Source organism: Pseudoalteromonas luteoviolacea (genome assembly GCF_018100925.1).
In the GTDB taxonomy this organism is placed as follows: domain Bacteria; phylum Pseudomonadota; class Gammaproteobacteria; order Enterobacterales; family Alteromonadaceae; genus Pseudoalteromonas; species Pseudoalteromonas obscura.
Genome location: NZ_JAGJEH010000009.1, coordinates 38,966 through 61,086, shown reverse-complemented (window position 1 = coordinate 61,086; position 22,121 = coordinate 38,966). Strand labels below are relative to the sequence as shown.

Here is a 22,121-nt window from a genome sequence, read left to right as displayed (position 1 = left end):
CTTTTGTAATAAGGAAATATGATGTCTTATACAGTCGCAGAGTTTATTACGCTCAGACTTAAACAGTTAGGTTGCCACCATGTTTTTGGTGTGCCAGGTACTTCTTGTTCTGATTTTATCGACAGTTTGGTCGCCGATCCGGATATGCACTTTATCAATACTGTCAACGAGCTAGAAGCTGGTTATGCTGCAGACGGATATGGTCGACAAGGTGCACTTGGCGCTGTGTCTGTTGCTTATGGCGTAGGTACATTGAGCATGGCAAATGGCATTGCCAGCGCTTTAACTGAGCGCGTGCCATTGGCGGTTATTAATGGTGGTCCAACTGACAAAGATCTCAGCCTTGAGGCCGAGTATGATGTTTTATTTTCCCATTCAACGGGGTTTGGTAAAACCGATTTACATGTCTTCAAAGAGTTGACTCTTGCTGCTGAGGAAATTCGTGATTTAGACGGTGCTGCTGATCGTATTGACCAATTGCTCATTACAGCATTAGAACAGTCTGGTCCGGTCTATATCGAAATCCCTCAAGATTTATGGAAAAAACCAATCGGACACTTTTCTGCAAATTTAAATTACACAGCAAGACGCCATAGGGCAGGTAGACGCCAATTTGTTCGTGCTATTAAAAACACACTGACTGATGCCAACAAGCCCGTCGTATTGCTTGGCGCTGAGCTCGTCCGCTTTGGATTAATTGATGAAGCGATGCAGTTTGTTGAGTCGCAAGGACTGCCATTTTATACAACGCTACTTTCGAAATCTTTAGTTAGTGAGTCACATCCGCTATTTTGCGGCGTATATGACAGTGATTTGGCACCTTCAACCATTACACAAGGCGTCGAGTCATCGGATTGCGTAATTGCACTTGGTTGTTTGTTTGGGATTGATCATCGCTTCATGGTAGTTTCCCTAAAAGATAAATTGATCCGTGTTGCATTTAATAAAGCGATGGTGGGCAATAATGTACTACGTAAACTCTCTTTAGGCACAGCATTAGAAGCCATCAATGCTCTCCCTAGACTCAATACGCAACAAAATTCCATACCAAGTGTCGCCGGCTTGAGCTATCAACAACGACGTGAACAATGGCAATCAAAATTCGAAAATGACCCATATTCAGGTACTTTAGGTCATGACGGTATTTTTGCAGCCATCGGAGATTTTTTAAATACCACTCAATCTCCATACTACATCAGTTTAGATACCTGTTTGGCGAGCTTTCCGGGAGCGGATATTCCCGTTATGGACACTCAATGCTTCTTAGCAAACCCAATTTGGCTTTCTATCGGACAAGGCACACCTGCAGCGATTGGAAGCTATTTTGCTACGGGTAAACGACCGCTCATTGTCACAGGTGACGGTGGGTTCCAGATGGTCTCTCAGGCATTCTCTTCGTTTGTACAGAACAATATTCCTGCAATTATCGTTATTGTCGACAACGGTTCATATGCGATTGAGCAATTCTTGATTGATGGCACATTCTTTACTGAGCCGGGTAAAGCCCCGCTGGACTATGTAATGCTTAACGGTTGGAAGTACGAAAATATGCCTCATGTATACAACGGCGGTATAGGGTTAAGAGTAAACACCTATGAAGACCTGCTAGGTGCTTTACAGCACGCGCATGCGCGATCTGATCAACCTTGTGTGATTGCGGCACAGATCCCAATGAAAGATCTCCCCGCAGAAAACCGTGCCTTTTTGGGTATTTAACCAAAATTGGCCGGCAAAACATACAGCCGGCCTCGTTAACACAAGGGTATAATAATGACATTGTCGCGACGCGCTTTTTTAAAAAGCGGTTTTGCTGTTGCTGGTCTGACTAGTGTTGATGCATTTGCTTCGCCTTGGATAAGGGCGCTGCTTAATGAGTCAAATAGTTACCATGCGTTATATCTCAATAAATATTTATTTAACGAGTTAACTGCTTTACTAGCGAAACAACTGCACCTATATCAAGACTCTGATGTACACATTCAAGCGCTTGAATGTGTATCTAAAATGCAGAATGAAGAGGTAATTTATCAGCGCTTATCAGCTATTTTAGCCAATAGTAAGCTCAACATGCAGCTACTGAATATGCATCGTTTGCAAGATCTGCAAGTGCGTTTCAGTCAATATTTAACCGAGTTTACGCAAATGCAAAACCTCTCAGGGTATCTCAGTTTTGGATTACCTGATAGCGAGTTTGATCCCATTAATCATCTACCGTTTTTTAATGGCCAAACGTATACCATGACACACGCACTAAATGAGTCATATTCTCCATTACAGAGGACTGATTTCTCTGGCGTAGTTCAACCAACAGAGTTAATTGGAAACACACCAAAAATCAACGCTTCAAGTGTGGAGCTGGCCGCTATTTACGATGGCCCTCACAGCTATTCAAGCGCTGAATTTATGAGCATGATGCTACGTATTAAACAGGTCATGCCCTCAGGTGGTAAGTTAGTAATGCCGCTCTTTAATGTGCAACAAACAACACATAAACATGTGGTATCAGTGTTTAATGATTGGAAAAACTTGTTGCATGGCCGTTCATGGCACGCTGCTCAAGCTCAAAGAAATCGGCTGCAATCTGTGGCTGCTTGGCATAAAGAAATGATGGTGTATGGCTATAAAGTACATACCGTTATTCCGGTCGAAGAAAACACCATGCTTCCTGAATATCTCAGCATTTACGAAAAGGTTTAAACATAATGGAATCATTAGATAACAAAGGATTATCAAGACGCTCATTTTTAAAAGGTACAGGCGCTGGTATGGGGATCTTGGCCAGTAGTATGCCAAGTCTTGCGTTTGAAAACGTTTTTAATAATCACAATGGTGCAGTTGCCACTGGTCAATTAAAAAATGCAGGTCTGTTAGAACAAACGCAAACTAATTCACTGTTCACCCAATTGACTACCGCGCTCAACTTTAAACAGTCTAAAGGTGAGAAAGTACTCGTAGTACTAGGGCAAGTTAGTACTCAGGCATTTCCGCACAGCGTTGATCATAAGTTAGTCAGTGCTTGTTTGGCACACTTGCTAGAAAAAGGTTGCAATAGCCAGGACATAGCTATTGCTTATCACGCTCCGAATACACTAGCCAGCAATTCTCCTTTAGTCAGGGCTATCGCACCGCCTGAAGAAGACAGCAGGCTTCATAAGGCTCAGCTCGTTAACGTAGCTAATAGCGATGCTTGGTTAACAGTCGAAATGCCGAAATCATTACCAAAAGTGAAAATACTGGAGCAGGCTCAAAGCGCTGATCACATTATTTTCTTAGATCAACTAACTGATAAACATGGCTCGATAAACTGTCCATTAAAAGGATTAGCTAAGGTATTATTCGACTCTCAGTCATTTAGCAAATATAGCAATCAGTATGAAGACTTGTTTAATATGAACGAAATACATAATGCGATCTCGAAAAAGGTACGTTTACTTGCTTATAACACATCACGCTTCATCGCTAAATCGAATGGGTCTGATGTACAAATACACCATGTCCATCCAGGCATGCTCGCGATATCAAATGATGTAAAAAGCCATCAATTATTTGCTGAAAACTATCTGCATAGCGTACTAAATACAACACCAGAGTCGAAATATAGCGCTCAAGAGCTTACTTGGTTTCAATCTGGAGCAAGTCGTGACCCTATGACCATAGCGCATATAGAAAAGACGATACGTAAATCAGGTGCTTCTTTAAGCAAATTAGAGCTTGTATAAGCCATTGGCTGTTACGATAAGTTATTGCTTTTATATGATTTCACTGAAAAGCGACCGACACTCATAATGTAGGTCGCCATTCCCTTAGCTCTGTTTATGTCTCGCTTGAAGCGTCTATTGCAGAAACGCTTTGTACAATTGAAGCAGCTACATTGGTTACTTTAGATTCTTTCAATTTACACACAAAGCGCTTTGTGTGAAAAATATAGCTGAACACTTTTTAATCATGTGAAGGAAACTAAAATGAAATTACACCTCAATAAAAAGAATCTAAAAAACTTATGTAACAAGAAAGTAGTAGACTCAGAGCAAACGCCATTGATCGCAGGTGGTGGCAGCGCTATCCCTCCAACCAGAGTTCAAAAGGGTTGCCCTTATTTCTCATACTTTCCTGTAAACACTTGCTACCCTCGATAATTTAGGTGGCAAATGGGGCACGCAATATGCCCCATTTCAACATTAAAACAACCAGGCTAATTGACATAAAACAGGCTGTATTTCACTAAAAAGTCAGGTATCTGGCTAATGTTCAGATTACCTTGTCGAAGTCTTGTCGAAGTTCACAAATTTCTTATAAAACTGTAAATAGGCCTTTGAAGTTGAGAGGCTTTGCTTTTTTTTAAAAGTATTCGGTACCCATGCTAAAATCTACGTGTTCTGAGTTTTCTCTTAATCTACCAATAAATACTACTCTAAAAGAGGCATTATATTTTATAAAAGTGCAGAATATTCATACAGCTGGTAGTGAAGTCGAAAGAAACCCTTAAATCTCGCGGTCATGAGTTTAAGGACGATAGTTTGTACTATAGGAATGAAAATAACACTTTAGTTTTAGAGTTAGAAAATATCACTCATTTTCGTCTGTATTCAGTTAAATATGTGAAATATTTTTATTGTCAAATTGAGGTTGCCGCCAACATTGCGCTGAATTAATAAGTGAGATTTGAATGACTTCTCTCCGTCTACATAGGATTTAAGGTCGGTTCTCTTAAACATCGAAAAGTGGACACAGAATAATATTGCGAGTGAAGATAGGCAATGACGGCTTTGAAGAGAATATAAGCTTCATTGTTGCTCACGGTTTTATGAATACAGCTTTCGAAAGCTCTACCACATCATGGCCTTGCGGTGTTTTGGGATAGTCAGATTGTACTCAATATGGTGACAATCTATTGAATTCTTGTTATTGTTATGCGTATTAAATTGTGTAAACAAGTGACCGTTACCAAGCGACATTTGTGTAGGATATAGAGAGAAATTAGGGTAGTAAATGACTAACAAGCCGTGGAAAAAAGCGATAATCGAAGTACTCAAAAATTCGGGTGTTGCTATGACTAGAACTGAAATTGCGGAGTCAATTGTTTCAGAAGGTTTGCGTGAAGACGTAGGGTCAACTCCGGCAAACACCGTAGTGTCATATATTAGCACTTCCATGTCTAAAGAAGGTGCTAAGTCTCCATTTTTGAGAGTCGGGCGTGGAGAATATGCCTTAAGAGAACTTGTAGAGTCTTGCTCTTCAGCGGAGCCAGAGAAGAAGCAGTCTAAAACTGAAAAAAGTGGCGCAATAAATGCGTTTGGCATGTTTTGGTCACGAGACCTAGTGTCATGGAAAAATAATCCGCTACTGTTGGGGCAACAACAACTCGGTGCGACGCCAGTTGATATGGGCCAGCAGTTTGGAATATATATTCTTTTTGATGGGCGTGATGTTATTTATGTAGGCCGATCTGTAGATAGGCCGATTGGGCAAAGGCTGTATGAGCACACTCAAGATAGATTACGTGCTAGATGGAATCGCTTTTCATGGTTTGGAATACATGAAATTCTAGAAAATGGAACCATGGACACAGAGCGTTATCATGTTGCTCCTGATGTATTTATTGCAATGCTTGAGGCTGTGCTAATAGAAGCAATGGAACCCGGACAAAATAGAAAAAGAGGCGATGATTTTTCAGGCATAGAGTTTATTCAAACTGAAGACCCTGAGATAGAAAAAAATAGAAAACTGGCTATTTTAAGTCAAATGAGAACAAACCTACTGTCTTAAATATTACTTATTTTGTATAGATACGAGAGCGCATTATTGACGTGTTTGGTGATAAAAGTACAGATTCAATTTATTCTAGCTAAAATGGCTATAGTAAAGGTCTGACCCAGTGGCTAAAAACGTTTATTTAGCGCACCTAATACAGGAGGATGGAATTAACCTATGAATACGCAAGGTCTTAAGCATGAATAAAGAGTCTTATTAAGCCTGCTCCTGACTTTAGGTGGTCTATACTCCTTACATCTTTTATGTTGATTAAATAAATTTGGTAGGTTAATAACTTGCTTGAAAAGTTACAAAAGGTTTTTGTTTTGTGATTTGTATGTTTATTTATTTGTGTGCCATTGGTTTTTTAGACTCAAATTAATTGAAGAAGGTGTGTTTTTATTTATATTGTTTTTTAGAAAATGAATTCGATGTATAATTATGAATGTAAAGTGTATTTTTAAACGCCTTTAAAACCCTACCAAATGGTTCAGCTGTTTATATGCAGTATATTCTTAACGAGGATTTATAATGAAGAAAATTATGTTTCTAGCTTTATTGGCATCGCCACTTAGCTCTTTTGCTGGAGAGTTAGCTTTGGATTCCACTGTTTTAAAAGTCAGAAACACGTCAAATAACTCAGATACGTTTGAGGTAGTGCTCGATAAAAACGTAAAGAATTGCTTCGGTAATGTGATTGCATTTCCTAGCTCAGCAGCGCCTAATAAAGAAACTCATGCAAGGGCTTACGCGTCAGCATTAACTGCATTGACCACAGGATTGAAAGTTCGAATTTATGCATATGCAGATGCAGACGAATGTAAAAAAGCATCCTACATAGAATTGACTAAATAACATATGCTTATTTGCCGCAGTTTCCTGAAGCGGCACTGACACAATTAAGAAAAGCCCTTGCATTAAAGAAAGGGCTTTTTTACATACTACTTTGTATCACGATCCATGTTTATCAATATTTTACTCAAATAAAAGCAGGTAAGAGCCTTTCGGCGATAATCTGTTTGTACTGGGGTTTGTTGTCGTGCGCTGTATGTACGATTAACAGATCTAGTTCATCAACAATCATGATGATTTGGCCATTGCCACCTTGAGCCGACATACCTAAATAACTTTTATCGCCTACTTTCATGTCGACACCCCACCAAAAATATCCATACCCCTGTTTTGAAATGTCTTTTCCGCCCCAATGTACGTCATCATCTCCCGTGAATAAAAGCCTGCTGGTACCATCTGTAATGAACTCTGCAGGAATAAGTTGCTCGCCTTGCCATTTACCCTTGTCCATCGCTAGGATACCAAACTTAATCATATCGCGTGATGTTATGCTACTGCGCCAACCTGCTTCAGGTAGGCCGGTAGAGCCATTTGTGCGCCATTTATAATTGGTGATCCCCATTTTGCTAAGTAGTTCATTTTTGATAAAGCTTTCTGCAGATCCGGGAACTACGGCCTCGACAACTTGCATCACAAGGGCTGGACCGTAGCCATATTTGAACGTTTGAGATTGTTTAGTGATCGGCGCGCTATTTTCAAGAATTGTTTGAATTTCTCCTTGACCCTTTAATTGATTTGGAAGTTTGTAAATCTTAGTTTTTTGCTCATCACTAACTCGAATACCAGAAGTCATCGTTAACGCGTGGCGCAGTGTTATTTTATCTGCACCTTTAACTAATTTGCTTTTGTCTAATTGCTTAAGAAAGTCAATAAACGGCTTGTCCAAATCATCCATTGAAAGGTAACCAAGTTGAATAGCACGGCCAAGGGCTAAGCCCGAGTAAGTTTTGGTCGCAGATGCTTGGTAATGAGGTAAGTTTACGCGGCCTTTTCCGTAATAGGATTCAAAAACAAGCTTTCCTTTGTGAGCAATGAGTAAACTGTCGAAAGTCCCATGTTTGTAGGCTGCAATCTCTTTAGCAAATTGAACTATCATTTTTTTATTACTTCCATCAGCGCCTAATTTACCTACGCGTATTCCATCTTGTCTATTCGCAGGAGAAGCATCGATAAAAGCATTTTCGAGGTAAGGGATCTCTGTATAAGTTAGCTTTGCTCCAGCAGCTGAAATTTCGGGTGCATGATCTTTACTTTGTTCGGTATTTTCAGAAGCGAAGCTGCTGTAACTGGAAACGAAAGCGGCAACTACTAAGCTTGTCACTGTTAATCTGATCGCCATAGGTATTCCTATTGTTATGTTTATAATCAATACATGAAATGGACTCAGCTAATCTATTCAGATAGGAACCAATTCAAGTTATCTACTGACTGTCACTGTAGCCGAGCAAAAATTTATTGCTTGTGTTTCCTATGACTTTTAGATTACCTCGAACTGATATTTTATTATTTCCATACTTATCAAAAATATAGGGGGGTAATTAACTATAAATGCTTTACGCTTTTTCTTGGTGATATCGTTAAATCATGAAAATAGTTACTTGGTTGGACAGCATTTGAACGAGGTATTGATAGCGCGATGATCTGGAGTTCAGGGCTCAATTTGTAGAATGACGCATGTAATACTTTGTAATAGGCATAAAAAACTACCTTTCCTATAGTGTTAACTTAACCTACAAGGAGTGAAATCATGCCTTTTATTTCAATGCCAAGAAGTTTACGTTCTAAAACAATTACTGCTGATAATCAGGAGTTTGTACCTAACTCAATGATAGATACGCTTTTCGATTACAAAGCGTTTTTAGACCGTTCAGACGCAAATGGCTCGATTGTATCAAGCGCACCAAAACAACAGAAAAAAGTGGCTGTCATTGGTGGAGGGGCCTCTGGCTTGGTCACCGCTTATGAACTGTCAAAAATCGAAAATATTCACGTTACCTTGTACGAAGCAGCGGACCGCCTAGGCGGGCGCATGGATTCGGTTTACATTGAAGATGGTGACTTGAATCAAAAGGTTTTTGAGCTTGGATGCATGCGTTTTCCACCTACTTCATATACCTTGTATCACTACCTCGATAAGTTTGGCCTAAAAGCAACGCCTAACTTTCCAGATCCAGGGAAAGTACCGACCAAATTATTATATGAAAATCAGGTAATCAACTGGCCCAAAGACGAGCCGACGCCAGATAGCGACGATTTTAAAAGAATTGGTGATGATTTCGGTCGTATTATCAACTACTTGTTAGGTGATGTATCGGCTCCTAATGTAGAGAATCCGAGTAAGCTTTTTGATTACTGGGCAATATATCAGTCGGATCCTTCTGAGCAAACTAAACAAAAAGTGGTCGATGCATGGCAAAAAATTATTACTCAATATGCTGGCGTTACCTATTTTGATGCGGTTTTTGAGTTAGCACAAAATAGGGCACTCGCTACACCTCCATGGACACAAGAAGATATGAACAAGTTCGGTGCTTTGGGTGTAGGGGCAGGAGGGTTTGGACCATTGTATGGCGTTGACTTTGTCGAGATACTCAGGCTGTTTGCGAATGGTTGGGAAGATAACCAAGAGCTATTATTAGATGGAATTGGTGCACTAACGCAAGCGTTTGAATTTGCATTGCTAGATGCTAAAACAGCAGACGGAATTCCAAAGGTATCGATTGAGTTAAATGCTAAGATAAAAAGCATCGCTAAATCAGCTGACAAATATGAACTGTCGGTGAGTAACAATGGTGGTCGGATTGACATATCTCAATTCGATTCAGTGGTTGTTGCGACAACGACAAGAGCAATGGAGTACATGGGGCTCACTGTCCCGAATAGTATGAGTTCGCTGCAGGCCGGTCAATCACAAGACCTTATTCCTCAAAACGCAAAAGTTGCAATTAGAAACCTTCATTTAATGAACTCATCAAAACTATTTGTTACGACAGAGCGTAAGTTTTGGTATGCAGACAATAACCCAGAAGGAAAAGAGTTGCCCTTCAATATTCAGACAGACGAACTGATGCGCGGTCTATATTGCCTTAATTACGATGAAGATATTGATGGAGAACCAAACACAAAAGGCAAAGGCGTGGTGCTAATTAGCTACGTGTGGGGTGATGATTCTTCGAAATTGCTTGCGCTAACTCCAGAAGAGCGTTTTCAACAGTTCTTGCCTGCTATTTATGCTGTGAACCCTGAATTTGCAGCGTTGCTTGAAAAACAAGCGCAAAAAGTATCTTGTATTGACTGGGAAAGCACGCCTTATATTTATGGAGCCTTCAAACTGAACTATCCGGGTCAGGAACAAAGCAACAAAGATGCATTTTTCCAATATCAGCAAAAAGAACAAGGCCTATTTCTTGCTGGGGATAGCATCTCTTGGGCGGGAGGATGGCTTGAAGGAGCGATGCCGACGGGAATTAATGCAGCATGCGCCGCGGCTCAATTCGTTGGCGCAACAATCATTGAAAACTCGCCACTAACAGGTATTTCCAAAGATATGTATGACTATGCACCAGGCGACAATACTGGGTTTTGCACATTGAAAGAGAGGGGATATCTGGGGGCTTCCTCTATCTCTGCATACAGGTTTGGGCAAGGTGACTTCAGTATTGAAGCAACAATTCGCACTTCTAGCGCTGGCACTTTAGTTGGTAGTAAGTCGACACAAGGTGGAAGCGGCGGATATCTATTGGTTGTGCAGCCCAATGGCGCTATTAAATTTGCCACCGATAATGGTGAAACCTTCTATCAGACTATTAGCGAACCTGCAAAAGCAAATGATGGAGGTTGGCACCAAATCGTGGCGGTTCGAGTACAGGGAGATTTAAAGCTATACTTGGATGGAAAAGTTCTTAAATCAACCCCCTCAGGTGCCGCAGAGCAAAGCCCCTTAAACGTTTCAAATTCTCTAGACGTATTTGTAGGATCTGTGCAGCAAGCGCAAGAACCTTATGCTCACTATACGGGCGACATTTCACAAGTGAGACTTTGGAGTCGTGGGCTTAACAGTCGAGAAGTTTCTATTCAATATAACCAAGGTAATGTAATTGCTGGAGATGGGCTGGTAGCGCATTGGCCTTTGGCCGTAAATACCAATGATACTTCAAAAAATGAGAACAACCTCTCGATCCATGGTGACGTCAGCTTCATGCCTGTGCCTTAAATCATCTAACGCTCATTTTGACGGCCAACCCTTAGCGGCGGCCGTCAAAGTGCTCACTTAAAATGCTTCTCAACTAAATTTGGATAGGGTGTATTAGTTAAGCTGCTTCGATGATATTGAAGTTAGGAACCCTTGTAATAGATAAAAGTAATATATTTATATAATGCACTGAACACAGTTTAAAATAATACTTTAACTATCAATGTGCTTAGCCAAAATGGTATATTATTTATTGATTATATTAATAAATGAGTTAAATAATGACCAATTTTCTTGAAGCAGGGATTAGAGAGCTAGTCGACGAATTTCATGCCAATGGAAAGCCATGCCCTTCAACGCAAACCATCTCAGAAAGACGTACGGGCTATATAGCGAGCACAGCGTTGGCGGGTGAAAGCCCTAGAATAGGAGATGAATTTATAGATGTTATTAATGGCGTTCAGGTTAAGGTATACAAACCGAATGATCAGGTTAATTTACCAATAACCGTATATTTTCATGGTGGATGTTTTATTAGTGGCGGTTTTGAAACTCACGATATTCAGTTGAGACAAATAGCACATTTGTCCAATTCTATTGTTATCTGTATCAAATATAGGCTAGCACCAGAGCATACATACCCTGCGGCTCATGATGATGTTTACCAAGCTGCGCTCGGTATTAAAGAGTTTGGACAAAAATATGGTGGTGATTCGGCGCAAATAGTGTTTGTTGGTGATAGTGCTGGTGGACAATTGGCATTAGCCACAACGCTTAGGCTCAAGCAAAATCAACAGTGGTTACCACGTCGTCAAATTCTCATTTACCCTATGTTAGACCCCAAGGGGAGTTCGGATAGCTACAGAGAAAATGGAGCAGATTATATTATCACAGCAAACATGCTGTTATCTGGTTTCCATTTATACGCAAATAGTGAAGAAGAGTTGAACGATGAGACCGAGCTAAACTTACTAGGTTGCAACTTTAGTGGATTGCCGAGTACAACTATTATCACCGCTGAGTTTGACCCTTTGCGTGATGAAGGGGAAAAGCTTCACAAGTTAATGCGCTCCCATGGAGTTGAAGCGTATTGTGAGTGCTATCCGGGTGTTATCCACGGTTTTTTCCAGCTTTGTGGTGTGAGTAGATCCGCACAAAGCTGTATTTTAGAAGTTGCAAACCAAATTAAAACCGAGGAACAAGCACGCTAGTAGGTGTATTGTCATTCACCGGTGAATTCCTAGTTAGCATGCTATGAATTCACCGAAATTTACAATCGCTTTAACTTATAATCGAGTAAAAACGGGCGAGTTTTGTACGCCGTAACTTCTTAATCTGTAAGCTGAACACAGCTTTTGTAGCAACTAATTTTAAGAGGTTATTGAATGACGGCTTATTATCACTATACGACACTTAGTCTTGCAGAAAAAATTAAAGACGGCGGTTTGTCCACCAACTATTTTCGGACCAATAAAAAAAGAGCGACGGCCGGTGGCAGCTTTGACATTGATAAGGCACAGAACTATGACAAACGGGTTTCTAGCCAACTAAACGATTTTGCAAGCTTTATTGCTCGAGAAACACAGAGTAATGATCCAAAGGGGCTACACGCGGCGCTGATACGACTAGCAAAAGAGCAAGCTGAACTATTAGAAAGCAGCTTGGCATTAGACCCTGTTCAACTACATAAACAGTATTTAATGAATCTCGAGTGCTTGCTAGGACAGGTGTATCACACGTCTGCTCCTGCAAAAAACATGGCTAGGGAGTTGGCATTATTGTTACTAAAAATTGAAGTGGTAGACAAGATATCTCATTCATCACTATTCAAAAAAGACATGGTCGCCAGCACCAAGCGTTTCACACTTAAACCCCAAACCAAACAGGAGTTAGCAGGGCTATTCTTAAAATCGGACAATCATCTCTACAAGTGGATAAAAGCGCTGGCTGTGGCGTATACAAAGTTCTATTACGACTCCGAGGAGATAGTATGCTCTACGCACATTTATTTTTTCGACCGTCACAGAGCTGAAAATGAAGGAACAGATTACATCAAAAGGCTTCGAAAGTTTGAAAACGACATTGTAATACTGAAAGTAGATCTTAAAAAAGAAGAGGTGATACTAGATGAAGCTCAAGGCAATGCGTTCATGGCCGTAACACAGCATATTCCACCATCAAAAATAGAATTTCAGTATATTGCGTCCAATAAAGCGAGTTGGTCTGAAGGTGGGAACTGGGTGAATATCAAGAATCTTGGTAGTCTCTGCGCCATATAAGCTTTTCAGCAAATTGCATGCTTACGTGTGTCTTGTGCTATCTAGTCAAATCAATGGTGTGACGGGGAGTCGTGTGTTATCTCGTTATTTGGTATGTAGTGATGTATACATATCGTAATTTATTTGAAATTTAAAGGTTAGTACTTTTGGCGTTTTTAGCTATCTTTTATAACGGTAGCTGTGAGTATTCATTGGGCTCTATATTGGGCGCTTGAAATAAAGTCATAGTTTACAGCTACTCTAGTTGGAGAGATGACATATGGCTGGTTTGGATGTACTCCAGTCATGATAACTATATTGAAAATAGAGAGTAGACATGAGTTCAAACAACGTAAGTATTGTGAATCTAATTTTTGCTATTTTTCTACCACCAATTGGCGCTTTTTTACAAGTCGGATTTAGTGCGCACTTTTTTATCAATATTGTGCTTACGCTACTAGGCGGCCTACCTGGTATGATCCATGCCATTTGGTTAGTCGTTACGAATAAAACAGGTGATTAAAATAACTTTTTCTAAAATTGGCGAGTCAGGTTTAAAACCCAACTCGCCAAATACGTTTTTATCGACAGTGCGCTATATAAACTAATCGGTTTTACCACTCACTAAAGCATTCCGTTTTAATTTATCTAGATAGTGCTTAAAGTCTTTGAGATAAAACTGAATTTTACTAAGAGGGCAGCTCAGTTAAGTAGGGGGGTTACAAATAAAAATGCTGCCACGAAGGACAGCATTTTGGGTCTCTATAAAAGAAAGGAACTGGTTAGAAGTAAGCTCTAATACCAAGCTTCACATTACGCCCAGGCAGAGGCGCTTGTTCTTTGATGAATGAGCTATGTACAAAGCCCAACTCATCAGTAAGATTCTCTAAATTCAAGTAACCGACCATATCGACGCCTTGTACATCGAAATCGTAGCTCATGCTAGCATCGACCAGTGTATAACCTTTAGTAACGGTTTCGTATGATGCAATCTCGTCTTGCTCTAGGTAGCGTGTGATTGTCATATCAGCTGAGAACGAGCCTCTCTCATACGCATAACTCACACCAAGTTTATTACTTGGAATACGTGGTAAGTTTTGTCCGTTGTCTAACTTGGCACGTAGGTGATCACCAAATACCTTGACTCGGTTCAATTCGTTGATTTGATAGTGTACGTCAAACTCTAAACCGTATAGTTTTGCGTCTTGGCTAACAAACTGATAAACATCACGTGCGCCTTCGTGCTCGTGATCAGCTACCTCTAATCCGTGTTCTGATGTGAAGAAGTAGTCAGTTTTTTCTTGGTAGTAGAAATCTGCAATATCGTTGTAGAAGAAGTTTACTGTGTATCCAAAATCACCAACAAAACGACGGAAGCTAATGTCTAAGTTAGTCGCTGTTTCTTTTTCGATGTCAGTAGGTTCGAAATGAATTTCAGTGCCTTCGATATGGTAACCTAGACCTAACTCATATGTGCTAGTTGCGATGTGCAAGCCATTAGATAACAATTCTGCCGTAAGTGGTGCACGCTCAGAGCGAGACAAACTCACTGCGACATTGTGACCTGGAGCATAGGTATATACGCCACCCACAGACGCACTAACATTGGTCATGTCTAACGTGTAATCAGAAATTCGAGTAGTTTTGACTAACTCTTCTTCGTGATCATGGTCGTGGCCGTGCTCGTCTTCGTCATGACCGTGCTCATCATGATCATCATCGTGACCAATATGCGTTTCTGTGATCTGACTACTTAATTCGTAGTTTTCAACACGTGCACCTAACTCGAGCGTAAAGTCACCAAACTCACGCTCTTCTAGTACGTAGAATGCGTGTGTTGTGGTGTTAGTCGCTGGAGTAAACGCTTCCGCGCCTTGCGCTTCATAGTCGCTATCAGAGTAGTGATATCCAAAGATACCATGCCACTGGCCGATACGGTGTTCGAAGTTAGTTCTTAGTTCTGTAGTTTCGTTTTTGAAAACTGTACCAACTGCGCCGGCTTCAATCTCCGCGTGTTCGTAATCTGTGTATCCAGCACGAATTTGAATCGATTCTAACCAGTTATTGTGAAGCGCGTAGTTGAATAACGCCTGCCAACGGTCTTGTTTAACGCGTGCAAACACGTTGTGATTTTCTTCGTCATGGCCGTGTGCATCTTCATCACCATGGTCATCGTGACCATCTTCATCATGTCCGTGTTCGTCATGGCCATGTTCATCATCGTGATCGTGCTCATCGCCGTGATCATGATCATGTCCATGATCGTGACTGTGAGCTGGAATACCATAGTCTGTTTCGATGCTACCGTAAGAAAAACCAACAGTCATGTGGTCTGACACATAGCTTGTGCCAATGTTGAATACTTCAGAATCAATGAATGTATTGTCTACTTTCTCAGCATACTCAGCTGGGTGCTCTTCACCTTCATGCTCGTCATGGCCGTGTTCCTCGCCTTCGTGTCCATGTTCATCTTCATGATGCTCATCATGATCGCCTGGCAGTTTAAAGTTTGGCGTATCGTAATCGCCACCTTTGCGTTTTACACCGTCAAAGTGGAAGTTGAACCCGTCATGGCCAGCTTCAAATAATGCAGCAACCGTGTTGGTATTTGAGTTAGTGTCATGACTGTAATCGACAGCACCATTTGGTGTTTCAACGATATCTGTTGGAATACGATTATCAACCACGTTAACAACGCCGCCAATAGCGCCTGAGCCGTATAGCAGTGTTGCTGGACCGCGTAGAACTTCTATTTGTTCTGCACTTAGGGCATCGTTTGTATTTGCATGGTCAGGGCCGATGCGTGAAGCATCGCTACTGTCTAGGCCATTTTGTGTGATTTTTACGCGAGGGCCGTCCAAGCCACGAATGATTGGGCTTGATGATACTGGACCAAAGTAACTCGCATTGATGCCAGGAAGGTCCTTTAACGTTTCGCCAAGCGTTGGCTTTGCAGAATTTTTTAGCTTATCACCGCTGATTACAGTAACCGGAGACGCCATCTCCATATTGCTTTTGTGAAGCGCTGAAGCGTACACAACAATACTTTCAATAGAACTAGGTGTAAGCGTTACAGTAACGAAAGGAGAATCTGGATTAACGCTTAAACGTTCATCGATAAAATTGTTTTTTGAAACATGAAGCTCAGAAGCAGCGTCTACCGAAATGGTGAAGTTGCCATTTTCATCTGTTTTGATGGTTTGAGACTTACCGTGCAGATGTACGCTTGCATTGCCGACAGGGAGATTGTTTTTATCGACGACTTTACCGCTTAACTCACCAGCATGAGCTGATGTTGACAGCATAATTGCGCTGACGCTTAGAGAAATCAAAGATTGCTTAAACATTATACTTCTTTTCTTTATATGATTGTGAACGTGTAATAATATAACACTGCAAAAAGCATAAAACAATGATGTTATACTATAACTTTATATTTGAATTATGGTTGTCTGTTCCTATATTTAAAATAATATGGTGTTTATAAGACGGTGATATGACAGGGCCATTTGTCTTTAAAGTACGGTTGAAGATTGCTGATTTGTTCCATCAGGCGAATCATTTGGAGTCTTTTACGACCGCATTACAAAAAACCGAGACCTTGCAGCACTTTGTGCTCAAGTTAATAGGCTATTGTGCATTGTCATATAAAGATGAAGTGCGATGGCTTAATAGCCGGGAGAAACATCACCCAGATGTGTGGCATGAACTGGAAAACGGCGAGATTGAAAATGCACTATTTGTCGAACTGCCAGATCTCGGTGAGCTACAAAAGTACACTAAGCTTTATTCGAAAACGATTATTTTCAATGTAGAGAATACAGAGTGGTTTCAAGATATCGAGCCTCATCTAGTCGCATTTAATAACGTTAAAATATTTGCTATCAAAGCACGCTTCGTTGATGAGCTAGTTGATGCGTTAACCGGCAGCTTACATTGGGATGTAATTATTGAAAATGGCGCCATTAGCATCAGTAACGGCGACGAGTATTTTCAAAGCGATGTCGTGAGATTACGTTAGTTTGATCACAATATTAGTCAGTGGCTTTGAGCAGCATAATAGCACCTCACCATCTCTCACAAATGCCAACGGCTCTTGATTATAGGCGACTTGACCTTCAAGTAGTTTAGCGCGACAGGCCCCACAATAACCTTCTCGGCATTGATAGGGTACTTCAATATTGTTTTTTTCTAACGTACAAAGTAGCGAAGGTGACTGAGCCGCAAAATTAAGCGGCTCATCATGGTCTTCTATTGAAATTTTTAGCTGTGGCCTTTCTTCCATTACAGGTCGAAATCACCAAAATCAGAAGCGCTGACTTCAGAATCAATCTGACCTACAAGGTATGAACTGATCTCTGCTTCCTGTGGTGCGACTTGTACATTGTCTGATACCAACCAAGCATTGATCCAAGGGATAGGGTTGCTCTTACTTTCAAATTGAGCCGGTAAGCCTACCGCAGTCATTCGAACATTTGTGATGTATTCAACATATTGACACAAAATATCTTTATTAAGACCGATCATTGAACCGTCTTTGAATAAATATTCTGCCCACTCTTTTTCTTGCTCTGCTGCTTCAACAAACATCTTAATTGCTTCTTGCTCACACTGAGCTGCAACGATCGACATTTCTGGGTCGTCTTTGCCTTCTTGCATGATGTTTAGCATGTGCTGTGTACCAGAAAGGTGGAGTGCTTCATCGCGTGCAATCAGCTTGATGATTTTGGCGTTACCTTCCATTAATTCACGCTCTGCAAAAGCGAAAGAACATGCAAAACTGACATAGAATCTGATCGCTTCAAGAATGTTTACTGACATAATGCAAAGGTATAGTAACTTTTTCAGTTCGAACAAGTTAATGTGCACTGTTTCACCGTTGATCTGGTGTTTGCCTTCGCCGTACATGTTGTATATTGAGACTTTCTCGATTAGCTCATCATAGTATTTAGTAACAGAATCAGCTCGCTCACTGATCTTCTCGTTTTCAACTATGTCGTCGAAAATAAGCTCTGGCTGCTTCGTTACATTTCTAATGATATGCGTATATGAGCGACTATGGATCGTCTCACTGAAAGCCCAAGTTTCGATCCAAGTTTCTAATTCTGGAATAGAGACTATTGGTAATAACGCAACATTAGGAGAGCGACCTTGAACACTGTCTAGCAATGTTTGATATTTTAGGTTGCTCAAAAAGATATGTTTTTCGTGCTCAGGCAGTGCCTGAAAGTCTAATCTATCTTTACTTACATCGACTTCTTCTGGACGCCAAAAGAAAGAGAGCTGCTTCTCGATTAGCTTCTCAAAAATCGGATATTTCTGTTGATCATAGCGAGATACATTAACAGATTGGCCAAAGAACATTGGCTCTTTTAGTTGGTCATTATGTTTTCTGTTAAACGTAGAATACGACATAAATAATACTCGACACCAAAAAATATGGCGGCAGCTAAAGTTAGCTAGAACCGCGGAAAAGTTTACAATTTATCATGACCTGAAGTAGTGTGAATCGGTCAAAGCGATGATTTTGATACTGCACCCAAATCAGCTCCTTACCACTTCATGTCATTAAACCCAGAGCGTGTTTTTCAATATACGAATGTATCACAGAAATAGATTTTTCACCGCAAATATATTTCAGACAATTGACGCTTATGTGTCTTGACAAAAGAGCATTGATAAGTGTAACAATGTATCGTTCATGGCAAGTGGGTTTAAATATAGCTTTTAATTACAGTGGGTTATGTTTTTATTTTTGGCATCTAGGTGTATTGTTCGGTCAGGCGAAACTTTATTTCAAATTGAAAGAAAGTGAGGTTTCGCATGCAGTCCAGCTCCGTTTGGTTATGAAGCTATAAATATCAATTTCATTAATAACGCCATACTCTAATCCAATTGAATAAAACGTTTGCTCTTTGTTAGAGCATAGGCAAAATTGCGTTTTTATGCGTGTATGTAAGTGAAGGCACTGTGCAATGACTTTTTCTGAAGTGAAAGATTGCAAAAGGGCACTAAGGCCTTTTGCAATCTTTACAGTTGGCCTAAGCTAATTAGCACCAGTCGCGGAAACTACCGTGGTTACTATATCGATATTTTCGCCGTTATTTCTGTACTGGATCATCTTAATGGATTGTTGATCCGAATTTAGGAATAACATAATAACGGGTCCGTCATCGTCGTTGCCGTAGTTAATTTGAATCCTAGGTTCATTTTCAATTGATCTTCTATCAAAAATTTCGACAATCATCGAGGGAGCAAAACTAACGCCGGAATCAAAATCTATCGTACCATCTGATTCAATAATCACCGTATTGCGACTATGGCCATCACCAGTCACAGCATAAGTATTTGCAAATGCAGTCACAAGCTCAAGATTAGGGATACTGCCGTCAGTCGCTTTCTCTGTAAACTGACCTAAGAAGGTGCCACCTTCCAGAGTACTTAAATTGATTTCGTGGAATTTTCCATCGAGGACAGAAACTTCATATTTAAACCCTCGTTCCTCATCTTCATAGATATACTTTTCACCGTCTTTTTCAAACTCATCAATTGTAATTTCAGAGCCATTATTTGCGTCTGGGTCCGGGTCAATAAATAGAGCACCAGAACCTGAGAAGGTAAACTGTACAACTTGTCCATCGCTATACGACGAGCCACTTTCACTCATAGTAAAGGTCAGGGTAAAGGATTTGCTTTTAAGGGCATCGGGTAATGAGTCACTGCCATCGTCATCTGAGTCATCGTTGTCTCCAGAATATCCAGGCATCCAAGTGTAAGTAAGATCTGATGTTGAAGTCACGCCTTGTGTTGAGATGGTATATTGTACACTGACTACGACTTTGGTTTCATCTGCACTCACAAGCTTGAAAGAGAAATCAGAAACAGTAATACCTTGGGATTCTATTTGTGATTTAATTTGTTTTTCAATCTCAGCTAAATCTTCAGGGTTAGGTGCTGGGATATTTTCAAGCTTAATTTCAGGTAAATTCACAGAAATTCCCGCTGTAGTGGATGTACCAGTAATCGTTAAAGTTGGTGTTGTGTCATCATTGTCTTGATCATCGTCATCATCATCTCCGCCACCAGGTAATAATCCGCCAGGTATGAAATCAAAGTTTAAATCGTCTAAATCAAGGTCTTTTAAAATATCGTCAAGACCTTCTAGTGTTTTCTTTATTTCATCAAGTGAAAATATTCCAGCTATATCCGCGGATAGGGCAGATACCCCAAAACTATTTGCATATGCCGTGATTTGGCTAGACAAATCCGCTACAAATGTATCAGCATTGTAGATTGGATTTTCAAATGCTTTATCGCCAACTTTACCGTCTAGCACATTGTCTAAGAAATCCGCTTTTAAGCTATTGAGTATAGCAATGGCCGGATTGTCTTGGCTTTCACCAAGTTTAGCAAGCCCCGCGAGTGTCGCGGCATAGATCCCAGCTTGATCATTGTTAATTGATCCAGCTGCATTTTCTGAGACCAATTGTGGCACTTGTAAAATGTTATCCAATGCCGGTGCGAGCGCTTTTTTGATCTGTTCATTGACGGCATTGACTGAATCAGCATCGCTTACGTTGGCTGAGATAATCGAGTTGGCTGCAATTTCAGTTAATGTGGTTACGCCAACTTGTTCTTGTAGTGTCGCCATAACAGCGCGCAATGTAGTCGACGCTGGAAGCGCCATGAATTGGCCTTTTGATTCATCAAAATACTCAGACTCTGATGTTGGTTTAACTTCAACAATGAATGGTCCTGAGGTTCCGTTTGGCACTGTTATTGTTGCGCTACCGGATTCGCCGGTCGAGCCTGTTGCGCCTTCTACAGCTTGCTTATTTGCAAGTGTAAGTAGCTGAACATCCGCATTTTTTATCAAACCTAATGAGGGTGTAACGGTGACTTTAGTACTTTGATCGGTTGGGGGTGGAGTGGTAACTGGATCGTCATCGTCATTATCTAAACAGCCAGAAAGTGACAACAGGGCCAAACCCAAGCACAATCCTTGGAGTGGTTTATACATGTTCATAGCATTGCCTACAAGGTTATTTAAAACAGTTTTGCTATTGCATCTAACAATCTGCCAAATCCTTGTAATATACTTTTACAACCACTGTTTGCTCCCGGCCAATGTTGACTGCGCGATCCAATAGCTTAATAGAATGTAGCCTAAAATTGCTATTTTAGAAGTAATGTGAAGAAAACATGTCTCTAAAGAATGTCTACACGGTCAACCAGCACCTCGCGGTGTTTAAATTTACAAGTAGAGTCAGTCGCCTCTAATGTATCTAAATAGCGACCTGCAAGTACTTTAGTTTCGCTATCACTCGACTTGTTTTGCAAATATAAAATGAAGTTTGAGTATGCACTTAGTTTTTGATCCGCATCAGTAAATATACGGCTGCTGGTAAGTAAATGGATAGATTTGTTTTTGGCCCTAGCAGAGTCAAAGCGTTGCGCTAACTCTTGGTGGCCCGAAAGTGACACATTCAGCGCTTCAACGTTAAATGTGGCATCTTGAGTAAACAAATCTGTGTACTGTTTGGTTGTTCCTTTGTCTCTAATTTTTGTGTATTGATAGAGTGTTTGTTCGCAAAGTTGGTGCGTTTTTAGATCTAATGATGGAGTTGCAGAGCAGCCAGCTAATAAAATTACTGGGAGTGCGATAAGTTGTTTCATTGAATAGTCCTTGTTTTTCTATTTTGGCTTCCTTGTCGCCTTTATTTAGAAGTATGTTTACTTTTTTTCTTAATGGCGACAAAGCTAGAAGCAAGTGCGTACACAACATACACCAATACCAAAGAATTACCGAGCACCAATACATCTTTATCCTCTGCAAACAACCACAAAAAGGAGAGCGCAACGGCGGCAAGTGTGATGCGTGTGACTAGAGGGTTCGTTTTACTCTTTTTAGCCATCAAAGGTCCCAAAACCGAAAATGAAGGCTCATTATAAAGTGAAAGCATAGCATTAACCAGAATTTGGCTCACTTTTACATTCGGAGTCTTGTCAGAAAATATAGCCATTGCTGTTTCTGGGTATTTTGTATTGAATTGAACTATTTGTGGGCT

The 22,121-nt window shown here is 40.6% G+C and carries 18 protein-coding genes; 11 read left to right on the top strand and 7 right to left on the bottom strand.

The window, feature by feature from the left end; genetic code table 11:
• Window positions 1-21: 21 nt before the first annotated feature.
• From J8M00_RS19510 to J8M00_RS19485, 6 genes are all read left to right on the top strand, one after another.
• Window positions 22-1,716, top strand: coding sequence for a thiamine pyrophosphate-binding protein (locus J8M00_RS19510; protein WP_211012173.1), 1,695 nt, complete (start codon window positions 22-24; stop codon window positions 1,714-1,716).
• A gap of 54 nt (window positions 1,717-1,770) precedes the next feature.
• Window positions 1,771-2,697 carry a hypothetical protein gene (locus J8M00_RS19505; RefSeq protein ID WP_211012172.1) on the top strand — a complete coding sequence of 309 codons (927 nt, stop codon included), beginning with the start codon at window positions 1,771-1,773 and terminating at the stop codon, window positions 2,695-2,697.
• A gap of 5 nt (window positions 2,698-2,702) precedes the next feature.
• A complete protein-coding gene (locus J8M00_RS19500) occupies window positions 2,703-3,719 on the top strand; it encodes a hypothetical protein (protein WP_211012171.1) in 1,017 nt (338 codons plus the stop codon).
• Between the two features lie 243 nt (window positions 3,720-3,962).
• Window positions 3,963-4,136 (top strand): hypothetical protein, encoded by a 174-nt coding sequence (locus J8M00_RS19495; RefSeq protein WP_211012170.1) that lies wholly within the window; start codon window positions 3,963-3,965, stop codon window positions 4,134-4,136.
• Window positions 4,137-4,989: 853 nt separating this feature from the next.
• A complete protein-coding gene (locus J8M00_RS19490) occupies window positions 4,990-5,766 on the top strand; it encodes an HTH domain-containing protein (protein WP_211012169.1) in 777 nt (258 codons plus the stop codon).
• Between the two features lie 516 nt (window positions 5,767-6,282).
• Window positions 6,283-6,606 (top strand): DUF5992 family protein, encoded by a 324-nt coding sequence (locus J8M00_RS19485; protein ID WP_211012168.1) that lies wholly within the window; start codon window positions 6,283-6,285, stop codon window positions 6,604-6,606.
• Between the two features lie 124 nt (window positions 6,607-6,730).
• Here the strand turns inward: J8M00_RS19485 and J8M00_RS19480 are convergent, their stop codons facing one another.
• Window positions 6,731-7,942 carry a serine hydrolase domain-containing protein gene (locus J8M00_RS19480; protein WP_211012167.1) on the bottom strand — a complete coding sequence of 404 codons (1,212 nt, stop codon included), beginning with the start codon at window positions 7,940-7,942 and terminating at the stop codon, window positions 6,731-6,733.
• Between the two features lie 408 nt (window positions 7,943-8,350).
• On the opposite strand from J8M00_RS19480, the gene J8M00_RS19475 reads away from it, so the two are divergent.
• The 4 genes from J8M00_RS19475 to J8M00_RS19460 all read left to right on the top strand — a co-directional run bounded on the left by J8M00_RS19475 (window position 8,351) and on the right by J8M00_RS19460 (window position 13,576).
• The gene (locus J8M00_RS19475) at window positions 8,351-10,816 is read left to right on the top strand and encodes an FAD-dependent oxidoreductase (RefSeq protein WP_211012166.1); all 2,466 of its coding nucleotides are present in this window, start codon (window positions 8,351-8,353) and stop codon (window positions 10,814-10,816) included.
• Window positions 10,817-11,076: 260 nt separating this feature from the next.
• Window positions 11,077-12,006, top strand: coding sequence for an alpha/beta hydrolase (locus tag J8M00_RS19470; RefSeq protein WP_247687480.1), 930 nt, complete (start codon window positions 11,077-11,079; stop codon window positions 12,004-12,006).
• Between the two features lie 174 nt (window positions 12,007-12,180).
• On the top strand, window positions 12,181-13,074 hold the full coding sequence (locus J8M00_RS19465) for a hypothetical protein (RefSeq protein ID WP_211012165.1): 894 nt from the start codon (window positions 12,181-12,183) through the stop codon (window positions 13,072-13,074).
• Window positions 13,075-13,390: 316 nt separating this feature from the next.
• Window positions 13,391-13,576, top strand: coding sequence for a YqaE/Pmp3 family membrane protein (locus tag J8M00_RS19460; RefSeq protein ID WP_211012164.1), 186 nt, complete (start codon window positions 13,391-13,393; stop codon window positions 13,574-13,576).
• Window positions 13,577-13,835: 259 nt separating this feature from the next.
• On the opposite strand, the gene J8M00_RS19455 is transcribed toward J8M00_RS19460, so the two are convergent.
• Entirely contained in the window at window positions 13,836-16,400 is a 2,565-nt protein-coding gene (locus J8M00_RS19455) for a TonB-dependent receptor (protein WP_211012163.1), read from the bottom strand.
• A gap of 149 nt (window positions 16,401-16,549) precedes the next feature.
• On the opposite strand from J8M00_RS19455, the gene J8M00_RS19450 reads away from it, so the two are divergent.
• On the top strand, window positions 16,550-17,074 hold the full coding sequence (locus J8M00_RS19450) for a YaeQ family protein (RefSeq protein WP_211012162.1): 525 nt from the start codon (window positions 16,550-16,552) through the stop codon (window positions 17,072-17,074).
• On the opposite strand, the gene yfaE is transcribed toward J8M00_RS19450, so the two are convergent.
• From yfaE to J8M00_RS28355, 5 genes are all read right to left on the bottom strand, one after another.
• Window positions 17,066-17,338, bottom strand: a complete 273-nt coding sequence (yfaE, locus tag J8M00_RS19445) for a class I ribonucleotide reductase maintenance protein YfaE (RefSeq protein WP_211012161.1) — start codon at window positions 17,336-17,338, stop codon at window positions 17,066-17,068. The genes J8M00_RS19450 and yfaE overlap by 9 nt on opposite strands.
• Window positions 17,338-18,468 carry a class Ia ribonucleoside-diphosphate reductase subunit beta gene (gene nrdB / locus J8M00_RS19440; RefSeq protein ID WP_211012160.1) on the bottom strand — a complete coding sequence of 377 codons (1,131 nt, stop codon included), beginning with the start codon at window positions 18,466-18,468 and terminating at the stop codon, window positions 17,338-17,340. The genes yfaE and nrdB overlap by 1 nt, the downstream gene beginning before the upstream one ends.
• A 631-nt stretch (window positions 18,469-19,099) precedes the next feature.
• The gene (locus tag J8M00_RS19435; RefSeq protein ID WP_211012159.1) at window positions 19,100-21,079 is read right to left on the bottom strand and encodes a hypothetical protein; all 1,980 of its coding nucleotides are present in this window, start codon (window positions 21,077-21,079) and stop codon (window positions 19,100-19,102) included.
• 182 nt (window positions 21,080-21,261) lie between these two features.
• Window positions 21,262-21,729 carry a nuclear transport factor 2 family protein gene (locus J8M00_RS19430; protein ID WP_211012158.1) on the bottom strand — a complete coding sequence of 156 codons (468 nt, stop codon included), beginning with the start codon at window positions 21,727-21,729 and terminating at the stop codon, window positions 21,262-21,264.
• Window positions 21,730-21,770: 41 nt separating this feature from the next.
• Window positions 21,771-22,076, bottom strand: coding sequence for a hypothetical protein (locus J8M00_RS28355; protein WP_247687479.1), 306 nt, complete (start codon window positions 22,074-22,076; stop codon window positions 21,771-21,773).
• Window positions 22,077-22,121: the final 45 nt, after the last annotated feature.